This is a genomic window from Euzebyales bacterium, assembly GCA_035461305.1.
Classification (GTDB): Bacteria; Actinomycetota; Nitriliruptoria; order Euzebyales; family JAHELV01; genus JAHELV01.
Genome location: DATHVN010000036.1, coordinates 54,133 through 79,679 on the forward strand (window position 1 = coordinate 54,133; position 25,547 = coordinate 79,679).

At 70.5% G+C, this 25,547-nt stretch carries 25 protein-coding genes and 1 pseudogene; 11 read left to right on the plus strand and 15 right to left on the minus strand.

Going from position 1 to position 25,547, the window contains the following annotated elements; genetic code table 11:
- Positions 1–24: 24 nt before the first annotated feature.
- Complete coding sequence (locus tag VK923_03155; GenBank protein HSJ43665.1) at positions 25–225, minus strand: hypothetical protein; 201 nt, start codon at positions 223–225, stop codon at positions 25–27.
- 91 nt (positions 226–316) lie between these two features.
- On the opposite strand from VK923_03155, the gene VK923_03160 reads away from it, so the two are divergent.
- From VK923_03160 to VK923_03170, 3 genes are all read left to right on the plus strand, one after another.
- Entirely contained in the window at positions 317–829 is a 513-nt protein-coding gene (locus VK923_03160; GenBank protein ID HSJ43666.1) for an FAD-binding domain-containing protein, read from the plus strand.
- A 304-nt stretch (positions 830–1,133) separates the two neighbouring features.
- Positions 1,134–2,876, plus strand: a complete 1,743-nt coding sequence (locus VK923_03165; protein ID HSJ43667.1) for a cation:proton antiporter — start codon at positions 1,134–1,136, stop codon at positions 2,874–2,876.
- Positions 2,877–2,925: 49 nt separating this feature from the next.
- Positions 2,926–4,719: a DEDD exonuclease domain-containing protein gene (locus tag VK923_03170; GenBank protein HSJ43668.1), complete on the plus strand. Its 1,794-nt coding sequence runs from the start codon at positions 2,926–2,928 to the stop codon at positions 4,717–4,719.
- Between the two features lie 3 nt (positions 4,720–4,722).
- Here VK923_03170 and VK923_03175 read toward each other — a convergent pair whose 3' ends face one another.
- From VK923_03175 to VK923_03210, 8 genes and pseudogenes are all read right to left on the minus strand, one after another.
- Positions 4,723–5,598: a hypothetical protein gene (locus tag VK923_03175; protein HSJ43669.1), complete on the minus strand. Its 876-nt coding sequence runs from the start codon at positions 5,596–5,598 to the stop codon at positions 4,723–4,725.
- A 27-nt stretch (positions 5,599–5,625) separates the two neighbouring features.
- Positions 5,626–6,480, minus strand: a pseudogene (locus VK923_03180) (amino acid permease).
- Between the two features lie 489 nt (positions 6,481–6,969).
- Complete coding sequence (gene trpD, locus VK923_03185) at positions 6,970–8,043, minus strand: anthranilate phosphoribosyltransferase (GenBank protein HSJ43670.1); 1,074 nt, start codon at positions 8,041–8,043, stop codon at positions 6,970–6,972.
- Positions 8,040–8,546 carry a hypothetical protein gene (locus VK923_03190; GenBank protein HSJ43671.1) on the minus strand — a complete coding sequence of 169 codons (507 nt, stop codon included), beginning with the start codon at positions 8,544–8,546 and terminating at the stop codon, positions 8,040–8,042. Before VK923_03190 ends, trpD begins: the two co-directional genes overlap by 4 nt.
- 172 nt (positions 8,547–8,718) lie before the next feature.
- Positions 8,719–9,123 carry a formate/nitrite transporter family protein gene (locus VK923_03195; protein ID HSJ43672.1) on the minus strand — a complete coding sequence of 135 codons (405 nt, stop codon included), beginning with the start codon at positions 9,121–9,123 and terminating at the stop codon, positions 8,719–8,721.
- Positions 9,066–9,722: a formate/nitrite transporter family protein gene (locus tag VK923_03200; GenBank protein HSJ43673.1), complete on the minus strand. Its 657-nt coding sequence runs from the start codon at positions 9,720–9,722 to the stop codon at positions 9,066–9,068. Before VK923_03200 ends, VK923_03195 begins: the two co-directional genes overlap by 58 nt.
- A 25-nt stretch (positions 9,723–9,747) precedes the next feature.
- The gene (locus VK923_03205) at positions 9,748–10,785 is read right to left on the minus strand and encodes a 2-oxoacid:ferredoxin oxidoreductase subunit beta (GenBank protein ID HSJ43674.1); all 1,038 of its coding nucleotides are present in this window, start codon (positions 10,783–10,785) and stop codon (positions 9,748–9,750) included.
- Positions 10,782–12,638 carry a 2-oxoacid:acceptor oxidoreductase subunit alpha gene (locus tag VK923_03210; protein ID HSJ43675.1) on the minus strand — a complete coding sequence of 619 codons (1,857 nt, stop codon included), beginning with the start codon at positions 12,636–12,638 and terminating at the stop codon, positions 10,782–10,784. The genes VK923_03205 and VK923_03210 overlap by 4 nt, the downstream gene beginning before the upstream one ends.
- 125 nt (positions 12,639–12,763) lie before the next feature.
- On the opposite strand from VK923_03210, the gene VK923_03215 reads away from it, so the two are divergent.
- Positions 12,764–12,988, plus strand: a complete 225-nt coding sequence (locus VK923_03215) for a sulfurtransferase TusA family protein (GenBank protein HSJ43676.1) — start codon at positions 12,764–12,766, stop codon at positions 12,986–12,988.
- A gap of 92 nt (positions 12,989–13,080) precedes the next feature.
- On the opposite strand, the gene VK923_03220 is transcribed toward VK923_03215, so the two are convergent.
- Positions 13,081–13,446 (minus strand): iron-sulfur cluster assembly accessory protein, encoded by a 366-nt coding sequence (locus VK923_03220; protein ID HSJ43677.1) that lies wholly within the window; start codon positions 13,444–13,446, stop codon positions 13,081–13,083.
- A gap of 112 nt (positions 13,447–13,558) precedes the next feature.
- Positions 13,559–14,083 (minus strand): GNAT family N-acetyltransferase, encoded by a 525-nt coding sequence (locus VK923_03225; GenBank protein ID HSJ43678.1) that lies wholly within the window; start codon positions 14,081–14,083, stop codon positions 13,559–13,561.
- 189 nt (positions 14,084–14,272) lie between these two features.
- On the opposite strand from VK923_03225, the gene VK923_03230 reads away from it, so the two are divergent.
- Positions 14,273–14,746: a YbaK/EbsC family protein gene (locus VK923_03230; protein HSJ43679.1), complete on the plus strand. Its 474-nt coding sequence runs from the start codon at positions 14,273–14,275 to the stop codon at positions 14,744–14,746.
- Positions 14,747–14,858: 112 nt separating this feature from the next.
- On the opposite strand, the gene VK923_03235 is transcribed toward VK923_03230, so the two are convergent.
- On the minus strand, positions 14,859–15,941 hold the full coding sequence (locus tag VK923_03235; protein ID HSJ43680.1) for a glycerate kinase: 1,083 nt from the start codon (positions 15,939–15,941) through the stop codon (positions 14,859–14,861).
- Positions 15,942–15,988: 47 nt separating this feature from the next.
- A complete protein-coding gene (gene gcvT, locus VK923_03240) occupies positions 15,989–17,122 on the minus strand; it encodes a glycine cleavage system aminomethyltransferase GcvT (GenBank protein ID HSJ43681.1) in 1,134 nt (377 codons plus the stop codon).
- Between the two features lie 159 nt (positions 17,123–17,281).
- Here gcvT and lpdA point away from each other — a divergent pair, with 159 nt between their 5' ends.
- The 6 genes from lpdA (at position 17,282) to glnA (ending at position 24,782) form a co-directional block, all read left to right on the plus strand.
- Positions 17,282–18,688, plus strand: a complete 1,407-nt coding sequence (lpdA, locus tag VK923_03245) for a dihydrolipoyl dehydrogenase (GenBank protein ID HSJ43682.1) — start codon at positions 17,282–17,284, stop codon at positions 18,686–18,688.
- A gap of 53 nt (positions 18,689–18,741) precedes the next feature.
- On the plus strand, positions 18,742–20,100 hold the full coding sequence (sucB, locus tag VK923_03250) for a 2-oxoglutarate dehydrogenase, E2 component, dihydrolipoamide succinyltransferase (protein HSJ43683.1): 1,359 nt from the start codon (positions 18,742–18,744) through the stop codon (positions 20,098–20,100).
- Between the two features lie 21 nt (positions 20,101–20,121).
- Positions 20,122–20,775 (plus strand): lipoyl(octanoyl) transferase LipB, encoded by a 654-nt coding sequence (gene lipB / locus VK923_03255; GenBank protein ID HSJ43684.1) that lies wholly within the window; start codon positions 20,122–20,124, stop codon positions 20,773–20,775.
- 96 nt (positions 20,776–20,871) lie between these two features.
- Complete coding sequence (gene lipA, locus VK923_03260) at positions 20,872–21,822, plus strand: lipoyl synthase (GenBank protein HSJ43685.1); 951 nt, start codon at positions 20,872–20,874, stop codon at positions 21,820–21,822.
- Positions 21,823–21,895: 73 nt separating this feature from the next.
- Positions 21,896–23,104: a mechanosensitive ion channel family protein gene (locus VK923_03265; protein HSJ43686.1), complete on the plus strand. Its 1,209-nt coding sequence runs from the start codon at positions 21,896–21,898 to the stop codon at positions 23,102–23,104.
- Positions 23,105–23,360: 256 nt separating this feature from the next.
- Positions 23,361–24,782, plus strand: a complete 1,422-nt coding sequence (glnA, locus tag VK923_03270; GenBank protein HSJ43687.1) for a type I glutamate--ammonia ligase — start codon at positions 23,361–23,363, stop codon at positions 24,780–24,782.
- A gap of 31 nt (positions 24,783–24,813) precedes the next feature.
- Here glnA and VK923_03275 read toward each other — a convergent pair whose 3' ends face one another.
- A complete protein-coding gene (locus VK923_03275; GenBank protein ID HSJ43688.1) occupies positions 24,814–25,260 on the minus strand; it encodes a tyrosine-type recombinase/integrase in 447 nt (148 codons plus the stop codon).
- Positions 25,211–25,547: hypothetical protein (locus VK923_03280; GenBank protein HSJ43689.1), on the minus strand; the 337-nt coding region annotated here is incomplete at its 5' end. The genes VK923_03275 and VK923_03280, both read right to left, overlap by 50 nt.

A 25,547-nucleotide genomic window follows, 5' to 3' on the forward strand; every position in this document is an offset into this window, starting at 1 on the left:
CCAATCCCGACCAGAGGTCTGCCGTCACCGGGACACCGACCGATCGAGCGGCAGGAAGCGGTTGCGCGGGGCCAGACCGGCGCGCTGCAGCGCTCTGATGGCCCGAGCCTGCTCGAGGTCGAGGACGACCGCGTCGTCCTCGTCCCGGTTGAGCACCGCGGTGACGATGCAGTCGTCGCACGCGACGGTGTGCTGCATCGCGCAGTCCGCACAGTCGATCCGCATGGCACACACCTCCGAGGAGCGAACATCTGTTCGATACAGTAGCACGTCGCCACGCGGCGACGGCTACGGTTCTCCCCGCCCCACGAGGCCCGTGTCCGATGACCTGAGGACACCATGGACACCCCGCGTCGTCTGGTTCCGCCGCGACCTGCGGCTCGACGACCATCCCACGCTGCACGCGACGCTCGACGGGGCCGGCGACGACACCCGGATCGTGCAGCTGTTCGTGTGGGACCCCGCGATCGCCGAACGAGGTCGGGTGAACCGCCGCATCGGCTGCATGCACACCCGCGCACGCATGATCGTCGCCAGCTTCCTGTGCAAGGACCTGCTGATCGACTGGCGCATCGGGGAGCGGCACTTCCTCAGGGACCTGATTGACGGCGACCTGGCCAGCAACAACGGCAGCTGGCAGTGGGCGGCCGGCACCGGCATCGATGCGGAGCCGTACTTCGCATCTTCGACTCCGTCACACATGGCGAGCGCTTCGATCCCGACGGGGCGTACGGCCGCCGGTCAATACCAGTGCTCGCTGACGTCCCCGAGGCGCACATCCACCACCCGTGGGACAGGCCCGAGGACGTCGCGGCCGGATGCGGGATGAGGGTCGGCGAGGACTACCCTGCCCCCATCGTCGTCCACGACGACCCTCGTCAGCGCGCGCTGGAGTGATTTCGACACCCACTGCACCGGCTCGTGACCGCGGACGGCGCGGCGACCGGTTAGGCTTGCACCTTCGACGTACGGCGCGTCGAAGCCGTACGACTGGACCGGGCGGACGCCGGCCGGCCCAGTGAGCGGCCCGCGACGCCGCGGACGCCGGACCCGACGCACGGCCAGACCGACCTGCCACCCGACCCCTGTCCACCGCACAACCACGAGCGGTCCCCCTTCGAGCGGGAGAGAGCGTGCCGGGCCAAAGCTTGCTCATCGTCGCCGCTCTCGGCGGGCTGGCGATCGTCCTCAGCAAGATCGTGCGACGCTTCGTGCCGGAGATCATCGTCTTCCTGGCCCTCGGGGTGCTGATCGGGCCCGACGGCCCGCTCGGGCTGATCAACGCCGGCAACCTGCCGGTTCTGGACCTGCTCACCGAGATCGCCCTGGCCGCGATCATCTTCCTGATGGGCGACCGGCTGCGCATCGACGACCTGCGTAGCATGAAGCGCCTGCTGCTGCCGCTCAACGTGGCGCAGATCGTTGCGACGGGCCTACTGGTGTTCGTCGGCGTGCGCGCGGTCGGGGTCGAGCTCCAGATCGCCGCGGTCCTGGGGTTGATCGCCGCGGAGACCGGCGTGCTGACCGTCACGGCCACGATCAAGCAGGAGCGAGCCGCCGGCCGCCTGACCGACGTGCTGCTGTCGAGCGTCGCGCTGACCAACGTCGCCGTTGCCGCGCTGTTCGGGGTCGCCTTCCCGTTCATCCTCGCCGCGTCCGGCGAGGCGACCAGCATGAGCGAGACGCTGCGGGTGTTCGCGCAGATCGTCGTCGCGTCGAGCGCCATCGGCCTGCTCGCCGGACTGATCCTGCGCACGTACGGGGCGGCGATCGAGACGTCCGGCGAGCTGCTGCTGTTTCTGGTCCTCATGTTCACGGGCATGACCGGCGCGGCGATCGCCGTCGACGGCTCGGTGGTCGTCACGGCCCTGGTCGCGGGGCTGTTCATCGCAAACGCCACGCCATGGCTGGCCGACCGCTTCTTCGCCGCGATCCGCACGCTCGAGGCGCCGATCTACCTGATCTTCTTCATCGTCGCAGGGGCCGACATCCACCTCGAGGAACTCGCCAGCGTCGGGCTCATCGGAACCGTGTACGTCGTCGCGCGCGCGGTGGGCAAGGTAGGCGGCTCGGCGATCGGTGTGCTGCCAGCGGGCCTGGACAAGCTGCGTCTGGGCATGCGCACCGGCATGGCCCTGCTCCCCCACGCAGGCATGGCGATCGCGCTGGCCGCCTTCGTCTCCGAGTTCGCACCGGAGCTGGGGTCGGAGGTGTCACCGGTCGTCCTCGGATCGATCGTGGTCTTCGAGCTGTCCGGTCCGCTGATCGCACGGCGCGTGCTGCGCTCCGCCGGCGACGCGGGCAACGCGGGGGCCAGCGCGGAGTCCGAGCTCGAGCTGTCGGCGACCCGGACGTTGCGGAAGGTGCTGATCCCCGTCGGCAACCGCACCGTCATCGTCCCGCGCATGCCCTTCCTGCTCGACCTGGTCGGCAGCCTCGGCGCCGAGGTCGTAGTGGTCCACGTCGCCTACCCGTCGATCGACGACGAGAGCGACGAGCCCGACGTGCTGGCGATGTTCCGCGAGGTCGCTGACAGCCGTGGCATCACCTGCACGACCGTCCACCGGCGGTCCGACGCTGTGGCCAGCGTCATCGTCGACGTCGCCGAGAGCGAGTCCGTCGACCTGATCGTGATGGGCGAACCGGCACGCACGACACTGCTCGAACCGACCAGATGGGGGCTGATCAGCCAGCGGGTCGTGCGCGACGCATCGATGCCTGTCCTCGTCTATCCCGTCGACCCGAGCAACCCCGAGCAGGTACCCCACATGTACCTGCGCCCCGCCGATCTGGGCGCGGACGGCGACGATGTGTCCGGGCCGAGCACGTCGGCTCCCCGGGGCAGGACACGGTCGGGCGTTCCCGAGGCACGGTGATTCGACGGTACTGGCGCATCGAACGCCTGTTCGTCTATGCTCCACGGCGATGCCGCCGACACTTCCCCACTGTGGCGCCGTCGACGAGACGGCCCCCCTGCGGGACGTGGCGTTCACCGTGGTCGATCTCGAGACGACCGGCGGGTCGCCCGCGTCGTGCGCGATCACCGAAGTCGGCGCGGTCCGCGTCCGCGGCGGCGAGCCCGAGGGCGAGCTGTCGACGCTGGTCAGCCCTGGAGTGGCGATTCCGCGCGCGATCACGGCGCTGACCGGGATCAGCGACCACCTCGTCGCGGATGCGCCGGTGATGTCCGCCGTCCTGCCGATGCTGCTCGAACTGCTGCGCAGCTCGGTGCTCGTCGCGCACAACGCCCGCTTCGACGTGTCGTTCCTCGACACCGCGCTCACGCGGCACGGCTACCCCCCGATCGACCTGCCGGTCGTGTGCACCGCCACGCTCGCGCGGCGGCTCGTCCACGACGAGGTCCGCAACTGCAAGCTCGCGACGCTGAGCCGGCACTTCCGGACACGACACACACCATCCCACCGCGCACTTCCCGATGCGCGGGCCACGGTCGAGGTCCTCCACGCGCTGCTCGAGCGCGCGGCGGGTGTGGGCGTGACGACCGTCGCCGGCCTGCTCGAGCTCTGCAGGCGCCGTGACCTGTCGACCGTCACCCAGCGGCACCGCCTCGCGGACCGGCTGCCGACGAAGCCCGGCGTCTACGCGTTCCGTTCGGCAGCCGGTGAGGTGCTCTACGTCGGCAAGGCGGTCGATCTGCGCGCCCGCGTCCGCACCTACTTCGGCAGCGACCCGCGGCGGATGGTGCGGGGCCTGCTGCGGGAGACGGCCCGGATCGACCACCGCGTGTGCCCGACCGCGATCGAGGCCGAGGTGCGTGAGCTGCGGGCCATCGCCCGCTGGCGCCCGCGGTTCAACCGCCGGTCGAAGCCGCCGAAGCGCGCGGTATGGCTGAAGCTGACGACCGAACGGTTCCCCCGCCTGTCGATCGTGCGGACCATCCGCGACGACGATGCGACCTACCTGGGACCACTGCGGTCGTCACACGATGCCGAGCGCATCCGCGACGCTCTGCACGACGCCCTGCCGTTGCGCCGCTGCACCATGCGGATCGGCGCGCGGACGCGCGCGCCGGCCTGTGCCCTGGCCGAGATGGCCCGGTGCGCCGCGCCCTGCACCGGGGACGTCTCCCCCGCCGCCTACGGCGCGATCGTCGCGCAGGTGCGCGCAGCGATGCACGACGGATCCGGGCGTGCGCTGCCGCGCCTGGAGACACAGATGACCGCACGCAGCCAGGCGGGCCGGTACCGCGAGGCGGGGTGGCGCCGGGACCGCCTGGCGGCGCTGGCCGACGCAGTCCACCGTCAGCGCACGTCCGCGTCGCTGACCGGCGTGTCGCTGGCGGCGTGGCGAACCGAGGGCGACGGGCGCGCGGCGGTGATCATGGTCGAGGATGGGCGGCTGGTGGGCAGCGCGACCTGCGTGACGGACGAGGTCGAGGTGATGGCCGCACGGCTGTCCCTGGACGCCTGCGCGACCCGCGACGACGGCCCATTCGTCGTGCTGCACGAGCGCCTCCTGTTGAGCCGGTGGCTCGGCGCTGCCGACACGCGACTGCTGTGGGCGCATGGACGGTGGGCCGAACCGGTCGCCGGCGGTGCTGAGATCGACCGTCTGCTGCGGCGGCTGCGACGGCGCTCCGGCCGTTCCCGGCGCTCGGCGGATGAGCTGCACGACAAGCGGCTGCGGCGCGGCGGCGGCGCACGACACGACGGCGCCGCGGCACGACCGCAACCACGCGCTCCAGCTCCCCGCGCCTGAGCGTCACACGAATGCGCTCTCGGCACCCGAGTCGCGGACGAAGGCGCACGGGGTGTCCGCCGCGTCGATGATGCGTCGCAGCACCGCCAAGTCGATGTCCGGCGGCAACGCGAACATGCTGAGGTCGGCGAAGGGCGCGATCGGCAGCGCGTCGACGAACCCCGTGTTGATGACGTGCACCCCGGGCGGGCCGGGCAGCCGCGCGAGATCCGCCAGGCCGTGCAGGTAGCGCTCGGCCTGCTGCAGCTGGTCGGGATCCTCGACGGCGGTCACGAGGTTGAGGTCACCGCCCCAGTTCGCGCGCAGTTTGTAGGCCATCAGGATCGCCAGGTGGGAATGCTGCAGCTCGGTGGAGACGGTCCAGTCCGGCGCCTGCTCGCGGATCCACAGGTTGATCACGCCGCGCCCACCCAGGCGGCCGGCGTGCACCGTCGACGTCATCAGGACGCCCAGCTCCTGCTCGCGGGCCTCCTCGAGCACCTGCGCCGCGTGCCGCTCGGCCTCGCCGCTCCCGGGAAACGTCAGGAACACGATGTTCGAACGGCCGAGGTCGTCCCCGGTGGCGCGCATCGACGCCAGGAAGCCATGCTCGAACGTCTCCTCGTCGATGACCGACCACGTCGTGCTGATCTCGTCGCTGCGCAGCTTGCGGCTGACCGTGGTCAGCCCGTCCACGAGCGACTGATCGGTGTTGTGGCGCATGCCGACCATCCTGACGCTGCCCTTGGGGTACGTGACGTCGCGCAGGAACGTGGCCGCCGCCCGGAGCTGGCGGGTGTCCTCGATCGGCACGAGCACCCGTGGACGCCACCCACGCTCGGCCGACTGCCGCGACGCGACGGCACGCTCGGACGCCCATGTGGCGATCGCGGCGAACATGTCGCTGCGCACGTCGCTGAACGGGCTGTCGATCCTGCGGCGGAGCAGGATCACCAGGAACCCGATGACCACCGCGAACGCGATGATCGTGAACACGACGTTGACGACCACCATCGCGACGATACACCCGACCGCGCCGAACAGGGGCATGACGCGCTGGAAGCGCAGGGTCGGCCGGAAGGTCGGCAGGTCCAGCGTCTCCTCGACCAGCACGACCAGGTTGATCGTCCCGTAGGTGATCAGGAAGAACAGCGTGATGATCGGCGCCAGCACGTTGAGGTCGCGCAGCAGGATGGCGCCCAAGGCGATGGCGCCGGTCATGATCAGCGCGTTGCGGGGCTCGCCGCCGGCAGTGCGCTGTGCGAACCAGCCCGACCGCGGCAGCAGGTCAGCGTCGCCCAGCGCCTGCAGGATCCGGGGAGCGCCGACGATGGAGGCCAACCCGGACGAGAACGTCGCCCCGAGCAGGCCGGCGACCACACCGGGCGCCCAGGCCGAGCGTTCCAGCACGATCAGGTAGTCCGACACCAGCTCGGCCGGGCTGGCGGAGCGTGCCAGCCAGTAGGCGACGGCCAGGTAGATCAGCAGCGTCAGCCCGATCGCCGACAGGGTGCCCACCGGGATGCTGCGGCGCGAGTCGCCCAGCTCGCCGGACATGTTGACGCCGGCCATGATGCCGGTCGTCGCGGGGAAGAAGACGGCGAACACGCCCCAGAAGTCGATCCCCCGGAAGCCGTCCTCCGGCGCGCCCGGGTAGTCACCCCACAGCTCGGGTGACATCGTCATCGACCCCTGCAGCGCCGCGAGCGCGATGACGACCAGCGACAGCAGCACCATCGCCAGGACCGCGTACTGCACGCGGAACGCAGCGCGCGCTGACCGACGCGATCCCGATGAGCAGCGCGAACGTCACGACGTCGACCACCAGCGCGGGGTGGTGGGGGAAGACGTACTGCCAGCCGCCGCGAAACCCGAACACGTACAGGGCGATCGCCAGCGTCTGTGACAGGTAGAGCGGGACACCGATCGCTCCACCGGCCTCCAGGCCCAGCGAGCGCGAGATGATCGCGTAGGCTCCTCCGCCGGCGATCGGGGTGTTGGTCGAGATCGATGCGATCGACAGGCCCGTCGCCCCCGTGAATGCCGTACGCGAGCAGGATGATCCCCACGGCACCGAGCAGTCCGGCGTTGCCGACGACCCAGCCGACCCGCAGGTACAGGATCACACCGAGGATCGTGAGCAGCGTGGGGACGAAGACGCCCTCGAACGTGCCGTACCGGCGCGGCTCCTGGGTCACCTCGGGGCGGGCCATCGCGCGATCCTAGCCGGACACCCCGACGCCCTCGCAGAGGCCTCGCGGCGCGGCGACGTCACGCCGGGATGAGCTCCTGGGACAGCGCGACCCACCGGTCGAGCACCTCCCGTGCCGCCCCGGTGTCGATGGCCGTGGCCGCCGCAGGCACGCCGGCGGCGAGATCGTCGACGACGTCGGCGGCGTACAGGGCGGCCGCCGCGGCGAGCACGACGACGTCTCGCGTCGGGCCCGACTTGCCTTCGAGCACGGCGTCGGCCATCGCGCGGTTCGTCTCGACTCCGCCACCCACCAGGTCCCCGGCGTCCGCGCGGGCGATCCCCAGGTCTGCGGGGTCGAGCTCGTAGGCCTCGAGCGCACCCCGGCGGACCTCCCAGATCCGCGACGGCCCCGTCGTGGTCAGCTCGTCCAGCCCGTCGTGGCCGTGGAACACCAGCGCATGGGTGGTGTCGAGCTCGGCGAGGACCTGTGCCATGCGCTCAGCCATCACCGGATCGCTGACGCCGACCGTCTGGTGCGCCGCGCCCGCCGGGTTGGCCAGCGGGCCCATGAAGTTGAACACCGTGCGCACGCCGAGCTCACGGCGGGCCGGCATGACGTGGCGCATGGCCGGGTGGTAGGCCTGCGCGAAGCAGAAGCCGATGCCGATCTCGTCGATGCAGCGCACGACCGCGTCGGGCGGCAGGCTGACCGCGACCCCCCAGGCCTCGAGCAGGTCCGCCGACCCGCACCGACCGCTGGCCGCACGGTTGCCGTGCTTGGCGACCCGCGCACCGGCCGCGGCGGCCACCACAGCCGCGACGGTCGAGATGTTGAACGTGCCCGAGCGGTCGCCGCCGGTGCCACACGTGTCGACGGTCGGACCGTCGACGGGGACGGCGATGGCGAACCGGCGCATGGTGCGCACGAGCCCGGCGATCTCGGCGGCGGTCTCGCCTTTGGCCCGGAGCGCCACGAGGAAGCCTGCGATCTGCACGGCCGAGGTCGACCCGTCCATGATCGCCGTCATGGCCGCCTCGGCGTCGGCCTGCGACAGGTTGGTACCGCGCAGCAGGCGGTCGGTGATGTCCGCCAGGGCCACGGGTGGCGTCGACGTGTCCCCGGGCGCTCCGGTGGCTGCGGCCGCCGTCACGAGCCGCCGCCCTGACGGTGGGCCGGAAGCTCGGCGCGGGTGCCACCCAGCGTGGTCCGGTCCGCGGTCACGCCGCCGCCGGGCCCGAGCCGCGGCGCGTGACCGAGCACGCCGACGCCGGGGAGGGCGGGGACGTTTGCACCGCTGGCGACGGCGGCGAGCACGTCCGCGAGATCGAACGGATCCACGGGCTTGACGATCCACGCGTCGGCCTGCACCCAGCGGCACAGGTACTCGTCCTGCGGCCTGGCGATCATCAACACGACCGGCGGGACCTCCTGCCCGTCGGTCATCCTGGCCCGCACCTCGCGGACGAGGTAGAAGCCTCCGGTCGGGTGCGTGTCCGCGTCTCCCAGGATCACGTCGAACGTGTGCTCGCCCTCGTCGAGCACGGCCAGGCCGCGTTGGGGCGTCCGCACCTCGACCACCTCGGCATCGACAGGCAGCGCCGTCGTGACCTGTCGCGTCAGCGACGGACCGCCCGAGACCAGCAGGATCTTCACACCCGACTCCCTACGTCATGCTCACGTGTCGGACGAAGGTCGCGCCCAAGCCCCCACCTGACGGCGGGTGCGTGCGGGGGGCCACGGTGACCATGGTGGCATCCGCGCGACGCGTCGCCGCGCATCATGGCACACCCGCCGGCCTGGCGCCCTCGACAGGTGTGCACGCCCCTCATTGGCCGTGCCCACCGTCGGTCCCATGGTCGTCGTCACCGGTCGACGCGGGATGCACGCGACGGAACGGCGTGCGCCGCGCCTGCTCGATCGGAACCGCGTCCGACCTGCACAGGCGGACCAGGGTCACGAGCAGCAGCCCTCCGACGGTGTTGCCGAGCATCGACCAGACCGTCACCGCCACGTAGTCGAGGTAGCCGAACGATGCACCGGCGTGCAAGGCGGCGAACATCTCCAGCGAGCTGACGATCACGTGGTTCAACGGGACGGCGGCGAGCACGAACGACGCGGCGATGGCCGCCACCACCCGTGGGCCCTGCGTGTCGCAGTTGCGCTCCATCCAGGTCATGACCGTGATGACGGCGCCGCCGAGGATCGCGAGTGCGAACGCCTGCCAGGACACGCCCATGTCCGGGTAGAGCTCGGCGATCCCGATCGCCGTCGGTGCAAGGTCGGGCATCGAGGTGATGAACAGCCCATGACCAGCCAGCCGCCGACCAGGTTCATGGCGCCCGTGCCGATCCACAGCCGGGCGAGCTCACGCACGCGGGCCTGGTGCGCGATGATCGCGGTGACCGGCACCAGGAAGTTCTCCGTGAACAGCTCGCCGCGGGCGAGCGTCAGCGCGATGAAGCCGATCGTGAACGCGAGCGCGGCGAGCAGGGTGCTGCCGGTCTCGTGCTCGACCACGATCAGGGCGATGACCCCGATCGACAGGTCGATGCCGCCGACGAGCCCGGTCGCCAGCAGCGTCGGCAGGCTGCGGCGCAGCCGCAGAGTGCCCTCCTCCACCGCGGCCTGGAACGTGCCCTCCAGCTCGGGGTCGTGCTCGGCGACCGGCCGGCCCTCTCCCGTGGCCCGTTCGATGTCGACCTCGGCGTCCGTGTGCGAGCGGAAGTCGTGCGACTGACCTTCACCCGCAGCGAACCGCGTGTCGGCCGCGGCCGCGGCCACCTCACCGAGCTCGGTCCGCGCGCCGGCCTCCTCGGTGTCATCGGTCATGCCGCTGCGGTCGCGGTGCGATCGCTCAGTTCACCATCCAGCTGTCGGGTCCGGCCAGCAGCGCTGCCAGGTCGCCGGCGCCACGGCGCGCGATCGCAGTGTCGACCTGGGCGCTGAGCTCGGTACCGTAGACGGGCCGCTCGACCTGGCGGAACAGCCCGATCGGCGTCGAGCCCACCGGCGTGTGGGACAGCCGCGACAGCATGAACGCCAGTCCCGGGTCGTCGCGGTGCGCGTCGTGGACCAGCAGCGCGTCCTCGCCAACGCGATCCACCTCGACGATCTCGAGCTCCCCGGTGCGCCGCAGCGCGACCCCGAGTTCGTCGTCAGCGCCGAAGCGGATCGGCCGGCCGTGCTCAAGCCGGATCTGCTGGGGACGGTTCTTCCGGACGGCGTCGAACGCTCCGTCGTTGAAGATGTTGCAGTTCTGGTAGATCTCGATGAACGCGGTGCCCTCGTGGCTCGCCGCACGTGTGAGCATGTCGGTGAGGTGCTGGCGCTCGTTGTCGATCGATCGCGCGACGAACGTCGCCTCAGCGCCGAGCGCCACGCTGACCGGGTTGAACGGGTGGTCCAGCGACCCCATCGGCGTGGACTTCGTGATCTTGCCGACCTCGCTGGTCGGCGAGTACTGGCCCTTCGTGAGCCCGTAGATCTGGTTGTTGAACAACAGGATCGTCAGGTTGGCGTTGCGGCGCATCGCGTGGATGAGGTGGTTGCCGCCGATCGACAAGGCGTCCCCGTCACCGGTGACCACGAAGACCTTCAGGTCCGGGCGCGTGGCGCTGATGCCGGTGGCGATTGCGGGCGCCCGCCCGTGGATCGAGTGGAAGCCGTAGGTCTCCATGTAGTACGGGAAACGCGCCGCACACCCGATGCCCGACACGAACACAATCTTCTCGCGCGGGATGCCCAGCGTCGGCATCACGCCCTGCACGTTGGCCAGGATCGCGTAGTCCCCGCACCCGGGGCACCAGCGCACCTCCTGGTCGCTGGAGAAGTCCTTCTTGGTCAGCGGCAACGGGGCGCTGGCTGCGTCGTTGCGGATGGCGGTGTCGGTCACGACAGACCCTTCAGCTGATGGGAGATGGCGTCGACGAGCTCGGCCGTCGTGAACGGCAGGCCACTGACACGGTGGTAGCCCTGCACGTCGACGAGGTACTCGGCACGCAGCAGGCGCTGGAGCTGGCCACTGTTCATCTCGGGCACGAGCACGCGATCGTAGCTGCCAAGCACCTTCCCGAGGTTCGTCGGGAACGGGTTGAGGTGGCGCAGGTGGGCCACGGCCACGGGCAGCCCGTCGGCGCGTGCGCGCCGCACCGCGGCGCGGATCGGTCCGTAGGTCGACCCCCAGCCGAGGACGAGCAGGCGGGCGCCGTCGACGTGGTCGACCTCGAGCGCCGGGATCGTCTCGGCGACGCGGGCGACCTTGGCGGCGCGCAGCTCGGTCATGCGGTGGTGGTTGTCGGGGTCGTAGCTAATGTTGCCGGTCCCGTCGGCCTTCTCCAGTCCGCCGATCCGGTGCTCAAGGCCCGGGGTACCGGGGATCGCCCACGGCCGCGCGAGGGTCTCGGCATCGCGCTGGAACGGCCAGAACTCACCGTCGTGGTTGGGACCGTCGGCGAACTGCACCGCAGGCGACAGGTCCGGCAGCTCGTCGACGGCCGGGACGCGCCACGGCTCGGCGCCATTGGCCAGGTATCCGTCGGACAGCACGAACACGGGTGTTCGGTAGGTCACCGCGATGCGGGCCGCCTCGATGGCCGCGTAGAAGCAGTCGCCCGGCGTCGACGCCGCGATGATCGGCACGGGCGCCTCGCCGTTGCGCCCGTACATCGCCTGCAGGAGATCGGACTGCTCGGTCTTGGTCGGCAGGCCCGTCGACGGCCCGCCGCGCTGGATGTTGAGGACGAGCAGTGGCAGCTCCACGCTGACCGCCAGGCCGATGGTCTCGGCCTTGAGGGCCACACCCGGCCCGGACGTGACCGTCGCGGCCAGACTGCCGGCGAACGCGGCACCCAGCGCCGCACCGACGCCGGCGATCTCGTCCTCGGCCTGGAAGGTGCGGATGCCGAAGTGCTTGAGCCGCGCGAGCTCGTGCAGCACGTCGCTGGCCGGGGTGATCGGGTAGCCACCGAGGAACAGGGGCAGGCCGCTCCGCTCGGCTGCGGCGACCAGGCCGTAGGCGATCGCGGTGTTGCCGGTGATCTGACGGTACCGCCCGGGCGGCAGCTCCGCGGGCGCCACTTCGTAGCTGTGCGCGAACAGCTCGGTCGTCTCACCGAAGGCGAAGCCGGCGTTGAACGCGGTGATGTTGGCCTCGGCGAGCTCCGGCTGGGCGCCGAACCTGGCACGTACCCACTCGATGGTCGGCTCGGTCGGTCGGCTGAACATCCACGACATCAGCCCGAGCGCGAACATGTTCTTGGCGCGCTCCTTCTCCTTCTTGTTCAGTCCGGTGTCGTCGAGCGCACCGACCGTCAACGTCGACAGGGGCACACCGACCACGTTGAACGCCGACAGCGACGCGTCGTCGAGGGGGTTGGTGTCGTACCGGGCCTTGCGCAGGTTGCCCGCCGAGAAGGCGTCGCTGTTGACGATGATCGTGGCGCCCGGCTCCAGGTCCTCGACGTTGGTTCTGAGGGCGGCGGGGTTCATCGCGACCAGCACGTCCGGAGCGTCGCCAGGGGTGAGGATGTCGTGGTCGGCGAAGTGGAGCTGGAACCCCGAGACGCCCGGCAGCGAGCCGGCCGGAGCGCGGATCTCGGCCGGGAAGTCGGGCAGCGTCGCGACGTCGTTGCCGAGCAGGGCGCTGACCGAGGTGAAGCGGTTGCCGGTCAGCTGCATGCCGTCACCGGAGTCGCCCGCGAAGCGGATGGTGACGGTGTCGCGCTGCTCGACCGTCTTGGTGGTCATGGAAAGCATCCTCGTTGGAGGTCACTGTGCGGAACGGTCACCATAGTAGTGAACCGCCACGGAAAGCCGTGCGTGCCCGCCGTGCCGGTGTGGGCCGCATCCGACGGAGAACGGACATCACGGGCATGGAGGTCTCCACCACGGTCGACGCCCGCGGCACGCGGTGTCCACGCCCGATCATCGAGCTGGCACAGGCGATCGACGACGGCATCGCGGATCTGGTCGTGCTGCTCGCCGACGATCCGAACGCACGGGTGGACGTACCGGTGTGGTGCCGGCTCAACCGCCACCAGCTGCTCGAAGCGGTCGACGACGGCGGCACCTGGCGCTTCACCGTCAGGATCCGATGACTGCGACGCCGACCGTCGCGCGTCGGACCCGACCGACGGGTCACTCCGGCCGCCGACGCGCGTCCGGCCATCGCGCCGGCGATGCCCGCGTGCTAGTGGAAGCTGTCCCCGCAGGCGCACGTGCTCTGCGCATTGGGGTTGTCGATGGAGAAGCCGGCCCCCTGGAGGCTGTCGACCCAGTCGATCGTGGTGTTGCGCAGGTACGGCGCCGACATCTTGTCGATGCGGACCGGCACGCCGTGCGCGTCGTCGATCCGGTCACCGTCGAGCTGCCGATCGTCGAAGAACAGCGCGTAGCGCATGCCCGAGCAGCCACCCGGCTGCACTGCGACCCGCAACGCGATGGTCTCCGGCGACTCCTCGCGGTCCATCAGCTCGCGGACCTTGGTCGCCGCACCCTCGGTGAGGGTGATGACCTGGTCCTGCACGCTGGTCGGTGTGGCGGTTGCGTCGCTCATCAGCTGGTACGACCTTTCGGTCCCACGGGGTCATGGCGGTGTCTGTGTCCGCTGACCTCCACTCTAGCGGGCACCCGGCGGATGAGCGCGACCGTCCCGGCGCCGCGGCGGCTCAGACTGCGAGCGCCACGGGAACGGTGTGCACACGCGAGGGCAGCGGCGCCGTGAACTCGTGGGCCATCCCTTCCCGGCGCGCCGCGCCGTTGGGCAGCACCGACCACAGCAGACGTGACGCCGCGCGGTTGCCGACCATGACGTAGGCCCGCAGCCACGCGTAGCCGAGGTCGACTGCGCGGTGGCGAAGCGCCGTCAGCAGCCGCCGGCCGACGCCGTGGCCGTGCCAGGCGTCGACGACCGAGAACGCGACCTCGGCGGTGGTCTCGTCGATGGCGATCAGGTGGCCGATGCCGATCGGGACGACGGCGTCGCCCTCGACGGCCTCCGCGACCAGCGCGACGTGCCGCCGCCCGTCGACGTCGGTCAGCATGCGCCGCATCGCCTCGGTCAGCCGTGGCCGGGGTCCGTGGAAACGCAGGTGCCGGCTGTGCGAGGACATGCCGTCGAACACCGTGTCGACCGGGCCGGCCTCGCCGTGCCGCAGCGGCCGGAGGCGGATGGCGGTGGTCGTGGCGGTCATGGCGGTCTCCTCTGTGCCCTTGGCAGGTCCGGTCGTCCGGTGTGACCCGCACCATCGCGCGTGGGTCCCACAGCGACCTCGGCAGCACCTGCCCACATGTGGCGTGCGGGTGCCCATGCCGCCGGACGCCCCGTCCGAGGCCCGACCGTCCGCGTCTGATACGTGCCGGGGAGCTACGCTTGCCGGCCGATGGACCTCCACCGCAACTCCGTGCGCGTGATCGACGCGGCGGCCCGGCAAGGCCTCACGCTGACCGTCCGCCACTTCGCGCAGGGCACCAGGACAGCTCAGGACGCCGCCGACGCGATCGGCTGCACGGTCGGCGCGATCGTCAAGTCACTGGTGCTCGACTCCGACGCGGGTCCGTTCATGGTGCTGACCAGCGGCGACAACCGCGTCAGCTACAGCAAGGTCGAGGCGGCCACGGGTCGCGCCGGCGTGCGGCGGTGCGATGCCGACACCGTGCGCGCTGCGACCTCGTACCCGGTCGGCGGCGTGGCACCATTCGGCCATCCGGAGCCGCTGCCCACGTTCATCGACCGTGACCTCCTCGCCTTCGACGAGGTCTGGGCCGCCGCCGGCACCCCGCACGCGGTGTTCCCGATCGCTCCCGAGGCCCTGATCGCGGCAACGGGGGCGACGCCAGCCGACATCGCCGCGTAGTCCCACGCGCCGAGCGTGGCAGTGAAGGCCGTGTCACCGGCACCAGCTGTCACCCACCCCGCAGCGTGGCACCCAACACCGGCACACCGGCACCAGCTGCCACACACGGTAGTCAGACGCGGGAGGCGAGGTCCGCCGCGCGCTCGCGGGTCAGCTCGACCGGCCGGTCCAGGCCGCCGGCGCCGAGCACCGCGACGTCGTCGAACAGCTCGGCGCCGCGCCCTTTCACCTGCCCGGCAACCGCGAGCACGCGTGCGCCGGCGTCGCGCGCCGCACTGGCGATGAAGGCCGGGGTCTTGCCGGACAGGGTCTGGTCGTCGAGCCGCCCCTCGCCGGCGATGACGACCTCGGCGCCGCGGATGTGGCCGTAGAGCCCGACCAGGTCCGCAACGGCTGCGGCGCCGCTGGCCATGCTGGCACCGCAGAACGCCATGAGCCCGAAACCCAGCCCGCCGGCCGCACCGGCGCCGCCGAGGTCACGCCACGGCCCGCCGGGCACGTCGCGCTCGACGACGTCGGCGAAGTGCGCCAGCGCCCGTTCGAGCACCGGAAGGTCGTCCGCGCCCGCGCCCTTCTGCGGGGCGAAGACCGCGACCGCGCCACGCGCGCCCAGCAGTGGGTTGTCGACGTCGCTCACGATGGTGATCGGCGGCCCCGTGCGCGCGGCCAGCTCCAGGTGGTCGAGGTCCACGAGGTACCGCGCTCCGACCTTCACGCCGTTGCCGTCCGCGCGCAGCAGCCGATGGCCCAGCGCCAGAGCCATGCCGGCGCCGCCGTCACTGGTCGCACTGCCGCCGAGACCGATGAGGATCTCCGCGTGCCCCGTCCGCTCCACGGCGTCGAGTAGTTGACCGACGCCGTAGCTCGTGGCCAGAAGCGGATCGCGCTGCGTCTCGTCGAGCCAGGCCAGGCCACAGGCCTCCGCGGCCTCGATGACGGCCCGGCCGTCCGGCAGGCGCAACCACCGCGCGGTGCGGGCCCGGCCGCGCGCGTCCGCGACCTCGACTGTCATCTCGTCAGCGTCGGGCACGGCGAAGGCCACGACGTCGAGCGTCCCGGCCCCGCCGTCGGCCATCGGCACGACCATGACCTCGTCGTCGGGCCGCACCGACCGCCAGCCCGCTGCGATCGCGTCACCGGCGCGCGCGGCCGACATCGTGCCGGCGAACTTGTCCGGCGCCACCACGACCTTCATGGCACCCGCCACCTGCAACGACCGATCGAGCTCGTTCGGGGCACGACCTAGTCCCGTGGATCGGCGTCGACGAAGGGCGGACGCACGACCGTCGCCGGCAGCTCGCGTCCACGCACGTCGATCACGACGTGGTCGCCGACGGCGACGGAGACGTCAAGGTATGCCAAGGCGATCCCCGTGCCCAGCGTCGGTGAGAACGACCCACTCGTCGTGCGCCCCACCTCGGCGCCGTCGACGAGGACAGCCTGATCCGCGCGCGGTACGCCGCGTCCCGTGGCGCGCAGCCCGCGCAGCCTGCGGGTGACCTGCTCGTGGGCAGCGCGCACCGGCCCCGCACCACGGAAGTCGGTCTCGGCGGCCACCGCGAACCACAGGCCCGCCTCTGCCGGGGTCGTGCCGGTGTGCAGCTCGTGTCCGTGCAGGGGGTAACCCATCTCCAGGCGCAGCAGGTCCCGGGCACCCAGTCCCGCCGGTGCCGCGCCGTCAGCAGCCAGCAGCCGGTCCCACAGGTCGCCCGCGCGGGCGGCCGGCACGACGACCTCGTAGCCGCGCTCCCCGGTGTAGCCGCTGCGTGCGATCAGGCCCTCGTCCAAGTCCTCGTGGACCGCGGCGGCGCCCGTGTCGCTCGCGGCTGGGCCGGGCGACGGCACGTCCAGTGGGCGGCAGTCGAGGAACGCCATGCCGTGCACGTCCAGACCGGCCGTCAGCGCGACGTCGACCGATGCGGGCCCCTGGACCGCGATGCACGCGTAGGCGTCGTTGCGGTCCACGATCCGCGGGTCGCCAGGACCGTCGGCGACGCTGGCCCGGACCGCGTCGACGTTGGCCGCGTTGCAGATCACCAGGTAGGCGTGGTCGAGCCTGTACACGAGCAGGTCGTCGACGATCCCCCCGCGGTCGTCGCAGCACAGCGTGTAGTGGGCGCGCCCGGTGCGCAGGCGCTCGATGTCGTTGGTGAAGGCGTGCTGCAGCGCGTCGGCGGCACCGTCACCGGCCACCGTGAACATGCCGAGGTGGGACAGGTCGAACACGCCGCACGCGGTGCGCACCGCATCATGCTCGGCCACGACGCTGCCGTAGTCCAGTGCCATCTCCCACCCAGCGAACGCGGTCAGCTTCGCACCGAGGCCACGGTGTCGGTCATCCAACGGGGACTGGCGCAAGGCCGCATCGGAGGGCATGGGGTTCCTTCGGTACGTGGGGTTGGACGACGCCCGTTAGGGGGCGGACCGGCCGTCGGTGACCGCGGGGACGGTTTCAAAATGGGGAGCCTAAAGCATTCACACCCTGGCTAAGATCATCCCCGGTGCCCCCGCGACCGCGACGCAAGGAGCTGGAACATGTCGGAGACCACCGAATTGGTCGTGCTCGGTGGAGGTACCGGCGGGTACTCGACCGCACTGTTCGCCGCCAACCTCGGGGTGGAGGTGACGCTCGTCGAGAAGGCCAAGGTCGGTGGCACCTGCCTGCACTGGGGATGCATCCCGACCAAGTCGATGCTGCACGCGGCACAGGTTGCAGAGCACGCGCAGCATGCTGACGACTTCGGGGTCAGGGCGTCGTATGACGGCGTCGACGTCCCGGCCCTGCATGAGTTCAAGGATGGCGTCGTCAACGCCAGCTACAAGGGCCTGCAGGCGACGATGAAGAGCAAGGGGGTCGAGACCGTCATCGGCCGTGGCGTGCTCAAGGATGCCAACACCGTCGTGGTCGAGACCGACGAGGGCGAGCGCACGATCACCGGTTCACGTGGTCTCGTGCTGGCCACCGGATCGGTCCCGCGTGACGTGCCGGTCGAGGGTGCCGAGATAGACGGCGAGGTCATCATCAACTCGGACCACGCGCTGTACATGGACGGGATGCCCGAGAAGCCCATCGTGCTGGGTGCCGGCGCGATCGGCGTCGAGTTCGCCACGGTGTGGAACGCGTTCGGGGCCGATGTCACGATCGTCGAGATGCTCGACAACGTCGTGCCCAACGAGGACGTCGACAGCCAGAAGATGCTCAACCGCCTGCTCCGACGCCGCGGGATGGACGTGCAGGCGAAGACGAAGCTCGTGAAGGTCGAGCGAGGCGACGGCGGCCTGCGGGCAACCGTCGAGAACGCGAAGGGCGAGCAGTCCCAGATCGAAGGCGACACACTGATGGTTGCCACCGGCCGCCGCCCGGTCACCGAGGACATGGGCTTCGAGGACGCCGGCGTGACGCTGGACGGCGGCTACGTCGTGGTCGACGAGTACTGCCGTCCGGGACCGGACAAGCTGTGGGCCGTCGGCGACATCCTGCCGCTGTACACGCTGGGCCTGGCCCACTCGTCGTTCCAGGAGGGCAGGCTCGTCGCGCAGCTCGCTGCGGGCCGGAGCGCCGCACCCATCGACTACAAGGGTGTGCCCCGGGTGACCTACTGCCACCCGGAGGTGGCCAGCGTCGGCTGGAACTCGCAGGACCTCGACGAGCAGGGCATCGAGTACGAGACGAGCACCTACCCCTACTCTCACAATGCCCGCGCCATGGGCATGAAGGAGGGCGGCCAGGTCAAGGTCATCGCCGAGCCCGACGGGGGGCGGGTGCTTGGCATCCACATCGTCGGTCCTCATGCGACCGACCTCATCGCCGAGGGGCAGCTCATCTACAACTGGGAGGCTCTGCCGATGGAGGTCGGCCAGTTCATCCACCCGCACCCAACACTCTCGGAGGCCGTCGGTGAGGCCCACCTGGCGCTCGTCGGCATGGGCCTGCACGGGTGACCATGAAGCGTTCGACCGAACACATGCCCTCGTGAACACAAAGGAGCGCACCCGTGGCCACTGAAGTCACACTGCCGGAGCTCGGCGAGTCTGTCACCGAGGGCACGATCACCGAGTGGCTGGTCGACGTCGGCGACGAGGTCAGCGAGGACGACCCGCTGTTCGAGCTGTCGTCAGACAAGATCGACACCGAGGTCCCGTCACCCGCCAGTGGCATCCTGAAGGAGATCAAGGTCGACGTCGACGAGACCGTCGAAGTCGGCACCGTCGTGGCCATCATCGGTTCGGATGGCGGCGGCGATCAGGAGGTGTCCGGCGACACGGCGGCCGAGGAGGCGGAGGCCACCGAGGACGCCGCGACCGACACCGAGGCCGACCAGCGCGCCCCAAGCGAGGAGGCCCGCCCGGCCCGCGCCGGCACCGCGAGCACCGGCAACGGCGGTGTGGCCGGCGGCGACGCGCTCATGTCCCCGATCGTGAGGCGGATGATCGCCGATCACGACCTCGATCCCGAGCAGATCCAGGGCTCCGGCCAGGGTGGGCGCATCACCCGCGACGACGTCGAGGCGGCGATCGGCAGCGGTGGCGCCGCCGGCCGGGCGGACGCCCCGACCGAGGCGAAGGCCGCGAAGCCGTCGAAGCCGAAGAAGCGTGAGGCGGCCGAGGAGGGCCCGGCCTTCGAGCCCGGCGAGCGTGAACGCGTCGAGAAGCTCAGCCGGATCAGGCAGCGCATCGCGGCGAAGATGCAGGAGTCGCTGACCAACACGGCGCAGCTGACGACGGTGCAGGAAGCCGACATGAGCCGCATCATGCGGCTGCGGGCCCAGCACAAGGACGAGTTCAAGCGGCGGGAGGGCGCCTCGCTCTCACCGTTCGTGTTCCTCGTCCGCGCGGCGATCCTCGCGATCAAGCGGCACCCCACGGTCAATGCGAAGGTCGACTGGGACGCCGGCGAGGTGCTGTACCGGGAGTACGTGAACCTGGGCATCGCGGTCGACACCGAGAAGGGCCTGCTGGTCCCCAACATCAAGAACGCCGACGACCTGACGCTGGCAGCGCTCGCCCGCAACATCGCCGATGTCGCCGGCAGGGCGCGCCGCAAGGGCCAGCTCGAGATGTCCGACATCCAGGGCGGCACCTTCACGGTGACCAACACCGGAAGCCGCGGTGTGCTGATCGACACTCCGATCCTGAACTACCCGGAGGTGGCGATCCTGGGTACGGGTGCGATCCAGAAGCGCCCGAAGGTCGTCGACGACGGCCTCGGCGACACCATCGCGATCCGCGACCTGGTGTACCTGTGCCTGACCTACGACCACCAGATCCTCGATGGTGCCGACGCCGCGCGCTACGTCACCGACGTCAAGGAGGTCGTCGAGACCCATGACTGGGAGGCCGAGCTCGGCGTCTAGGCGGGCCACGGGGAACCGGCCGTGATCGCGGTCGACCTCGGGCGCATCGGCTACGGCGTCGCGCTGGACCTGCAGCACCGCCTGGCCGCCGCCAGGACGGCCGACGTGATCGGCGACGTCCTGCTCGTCTGCGAGCACCCGCCCGTCTACACGGCCGGGCGCCACGCCGACCTCGGCAACGTGCGCGACGCCTCGACCATCCCGCTGGTCCGCGCGGACCGTGGAGGCGACGTCACCTATCACGGACCGGGGCAGGCCGTCGTCTACCCACTGCTCCGCCTGTCGGGACCCAGGCGGGTGCGCAGCCACGTCGAGGGGCTGCAGAACGCCTGCATCGCGGTCGCCGCCCGCTTTGGGATCACAGCGCACGCCGAACGGTCGCGGCCCGGCGTATGGGTCGGGTCCGACAAGCTGGCTGCGGTCGGCGTGCGGGTCCAGCGCGGGTCGACCAGCCACGGCCTGGCCTTCAACGTCCGTCCCGACCTAGCCCACTTCGACGGCATCGTGCCCTGCGGCATCACCGAAGGCGGAGTGTGCTCGCTTGCGTCGCTCGGGGTGGCCGCCACGGTCCCGGATGTCGGCGCGGCACTGGTCGACGCGCTGGCCGACGCGCTCAGACGGCCTGTCCGCTGGGGGTCGCGCACGGACCTCGACGTCACGTCGCGGGCGGCGTGACGTGGTGCGCACGACCGCCTCCGAGCCGGCCCGGCGCCGGCGCCCCGCCCCTAGACTTGTCCGTCCACGCCCATCACGATCGGGAAGTTGGCACCCGTGACTTCGATCATCCCCGACGGCGCGACGCGGCTGACGGTCGTCGACGCGCCGTCGGTCGCCCAGCGCAAGCCGTCGTGGCTCAAGCGACAGGTCCCGCTGGCCGGCCCGAACTACCGTGACCTCAAGCGCACGATGCGCGACAACGACCTGCACACGGTGTGCGAGGAGGCGGGTTGCCCCAACATCCACGAGTGCTGGGAGGACCGCGATGCAACGGTGCTGATCGGTGGACCGGAGTGCACGCGGCGCTGTGGCTTCTGCGAGATCGCGACCGGTAAGCCGACGGAGTACGACCGCGACGAGCCCCGCCGGGTCGCCGACGCCGTCGCGAAGATGGGCCTGAACTTCACGGTCGTCACCGGTGTGGCCCGCGACGACCTGCCCGAAGGGGCGGCCTGGCTCTACGCGGAGACCTGCCGCCAGATCAAGCGGCGGCTCCCCCACTGCGGCGTGGAGCTGCTCGTCGACGACTTCCGCGGCCGCGAGGAACCCCTGCGGATGGTACTCGACGCCGAGCCCGAGGTGCTGGCACACAACCTCGAGACACCGCGGCGGCTGTTCCGCCACGTGCGCCCGGGCTTCCGCTACGACCGCAGCCTCGAACTGCTCGACCGTGCGCGGTCCTGGTCCAACAGCGCGACCAAGTCGAACCTGATGCTCGGGATGGGCGAGACCACCGACGAGGTGATCGAGGCCATGCGCGACCTGCGCTCGGTCGGCTGCCAGCTGCTGACGATCAACCAGTACCTCCAGCCGACCCACCGCCACCTCGCGCTGCAGCGTTACGTCGAACCCGCCGAGTTCGAGCGCTACCGCCGCATCGGCATGGACATGAGCTTCGCGTGGGTCGAGTCCGGCCCACTCGTCAGATCGTCGTACCGAGCAGGTCGGCAGGCCGAGCGCGCCGGTGTCTGGCGACGACCGGATCCGGTGGGGCTCGCGGGCTGACACCCGCCCGCTCCGGCGCTAACGTTCCGGGCTGCTCAACATTCCACCTACGCGCATGAGAAGGTGAGCGCTCGTGTGGTTCTCCAACGCCGCGGCAACCGGTCTTCTGCTGGCACAGGAGGTCAACGTCAGCGACGAAGCGCGGCAGGCGTGTCGGGAGAGCTTCCCCTGCACGTTCTTCCTCGACCGCGACTGGCCCCCGTTCGTGGCGCAGCTGCTGGGCGTGCTCATCCCCGACATCCTGATGACGGCGCTGATCTTCCTCGTCGCCTGGTTTCTCGTCCGGGTGGCCCGCAAGGCCATCCGCTCGATCGTCCGCGACATGGTCGAGCAGCGTCAGGAGCGCGTCGGCACCGGCCGCAAGCGGCTGTCGCTGGCGTCGACCCAGTCGATCGACCCGGCCCGAGCCGCGATGCGCACCGAGACGCTCGGCAACGTGCTGCGCAGCGTGACGAGCCTCGTCATCTGGACCGCCGCCGTGTTCGTCGCGGTCACGTCGTTGAAGACGATCGACATCGAGCTCGGACCGCTGATCGCCGGTGCAGGGATCGTCGGCGTGGCGCTCGGCTTCGGGTCGCAGTCGCTGGTCAAGGACTTCCTGTCGGGCATCTTCATGCTGCTCGAGGACCAGTACGGCGTCGGTGACATCGTCGATGTGGGACCGGCGACCGGCGTCGTCGAGGGCATCACCCTGCGCACCACACGCCTGCGCGACGTCGAGGGCGTCGTGTGGCACGTGCCCAACGGTGAGATCGCGCGGGTTGGCAACCTGAGCCAGCAGTGGTCACGGTCGCTGCTCGATATCCCGGTGGCCTACGGCACCGATCTCAACGAGGCGATCTCGATCATCAAGCAGACGGCCGATGACCTGTGGACCGACGCCTCGTGGCGCGGCCTGATCCTCGAGGAGCCCGACGTGTGGGGCGTCGAGGCGTTCGGTGACAGCGCGATCCTCATCCGGATCGTGCTCAAGGTCGTGCCTGCGCAGCAGTGGTCCGTCAGCCGCGAGCTGCGCCTGCGCATCAAGGCCGCCTTCGACGACGCGGGGATCGAGATCCCCTTCCCGCAGACGGTCGTCTGGGTCCGCGACGAGCAGGCGACGACCGAGGCGGACGACGCCGCGACCGGCAACGGTGCGATCGCCCAGCGTGGACCCGAGCGGGAGCCAGTCCGTTCCCGGGAACGGGAGCGAGCGCGTCCGCGCGCGCGCACCGGCGAGTACGACACCGCGCCGCCCGCATCGCACGACGACGGCGACAGCGACGGCCGAAACGACCACTGACCCGTGCGTAGCATGCTGCACGGACCAGTGTGCGGGCACCGTCCGGCGTGACATCGTTGCCGACCGTCGAGGCCGGCGTGCGGTCCGCGGCGATGTAACGGCGCAGAAACAGTCGAGTAATGGCTGTGACAATCGCGCGCACTACGGTGCACGGGCGCGCACAGACAGCGCGGTCACGGCGTGCGCCATGTAGGTCTATGGTTTCGTACATGTCGCGCGAGTCGAGCGCCGCGTCCATCGCACGAGAGGAGCAACGTTGGCGAGTTCACCAGACGACGTACTGGCACGGATCGATTCAGAGGGTATCCAGTTCATCGATCTGCGCTTCTGCGACCTTCCGGGACTGATGCAGCACTTCTCCGTTCCGGCCCACGAGCTCACGGAGGACGTGTTCGCCGACGGCCTGGGCTTCGACGGATCGTCGATCCGCGGGTTCCAGGAGATCCAGGAATCGGACATGATCCTCATCCCGGATCCCGACACCGCACAGGTCGACCCCTTCCGGCAGCATCCGACGCTCAACATCAACTGCTTCGTCCACGATCCGGTCACCGGCGAGTCCTACAGCCGTGACCCGCGCTACATCGCCAGGAAGGCCGAGCAACACCTGGCGGGCACCGGGATCGCGGACACCGCCTACTTCGGACCCGAGGCCGAGTTCTTCATCCTCGACGACGTGCGGTTCGACACCACGCCGGCGTGCTCCTACTTCTACGTCGACTCGGTCGAGGCCGCGTGGAACACCGGCAAGGACGAGGGCCCGAACCTCGGCTACAAGCCGCGACACAAGGAGGGCTACTTCCCGGTGCCGCCGATGGACCACTACCAGGACATTCGGTCCGAGATGGTCCTGGAGCTCGAGAGGGCGAGCGTCGAGATCGAGGTGCAGCACCACGAGGTCGGCACCGCTGGTCAGGCCGAGATCGACATGCGCTTCGACACCCTGCTGCGCACTGCCGACAAGCTGATGCTCTACAAGTACATCGTCAAGAACGTGGCGCACCGGTACGGCAAGACCGTCACGTTCATGCCGAAGCCGATCTTCGAGGACAACGGCTCGGGCATGCACACCCACCAGTCGCTGTGGAACGGCGACGAGCCGCTCTTCTACGACGAGGCCGGATACGCGGGCCTGTCCGACCTCGCGCGGTGGTACATCGGCGGCCTGCTGACCCACGCGCCCAGCGTGCTGGCATTCAGCAACCCGACGACCAACTCCTATCGTAGGCTGGTGCCCGGCTACGAGGCGCCGGTGAACCTGGTCTACAGCCAGCGCAACCGTTCGGCCGCGTGCCGGGTGCCGCTGTACTCGCAGTCGCCGAAGGCGAAGCGCGTCGAGTTCCGGGTGCCGGACCCGTCGTGCAACCCCTATCTGGCGTTCTCGTCCATGCTCATGGCGGGACTGGACGGCATCCGCAACAAGATCGAGCCACCGGACCCGGTCGACAAGGACATCTACGAGCTGCCACGCGAGGAGCTCGAGAGCCTGCCGAGCGTGCCTGCCAGCCTCGAGGAGGCGCTGTCGGCGCTCGCCGACGACCACGAGTACCTGCTGGAGGGCGGCGTATTCACCGAGGACGTCATCGAAGGCTGGATCACCTACAAGATGGACTCCGAGGTGTCACAGGTCCGCCTGCGGCCACACCCGTACGAGTTCCACATGTACTACGACATCTAACGCTGTAGGCCGCTGACCAGCGGTTTCGCGCCTAATCGGCCTCGCTGGTCCGCACCTGGTCCGCACGACGACCGAGCGCGACGTCCACCGCGGCGCGCGCTCGGTCGTCGTCGTCCGGCATCAAGTGGCCGTAGACGCGCAACGTGAACCCCGGGTCCTCGTGTCCGAGGTACGCCGCAACGGCACGGATGGACACACCCTGCGACAGCAACGCGCTCGTGTAGTAGTGCCGCAGCGCGTGCATTCCGTTGGCCCGTGAGCGCTCGACGCCTGCCGCCTCGAGCGCCGGCCGCCCGATGCGCCGGTTGTAGTAGCTGCGCGTCAGCGGCCCGCCCTCACGGGTCGTGAACACGAGCCCGCCGTCGCCTGGCGGGTACTGGTCGATGCGTTCGGACAGCTCCTCGGCGACGGTGGTCGACAGCGGCACGTCACGCGTCTTGCGGCGCTTGGGCGGCGCCAGCGTCGCCTTGCCGTTCACAATCTTGACCTGCGGGGCGCACGAGTAGCTGCCGGCGCAAGAACGCCACGTCAGCGACACGAACGCCGAACGCCTGGCCCTGACGCAACCCGCAGCCGGCCGCGACGACCGGCACGGCGCGCCACCGGTCGGGGTGCGCGTCGATAACCGCCTGCACCCGCTCGGCGGTCCACGGGACCACCTGCTCGACGTCGAGCGCCGGTGGCCGCACCGCCTTCGACGAGCACACGCTCCGCGCGACCAAGCCGTCCTCGACCGCGGCGCCCATCAGTGACGACAGGTTCGCC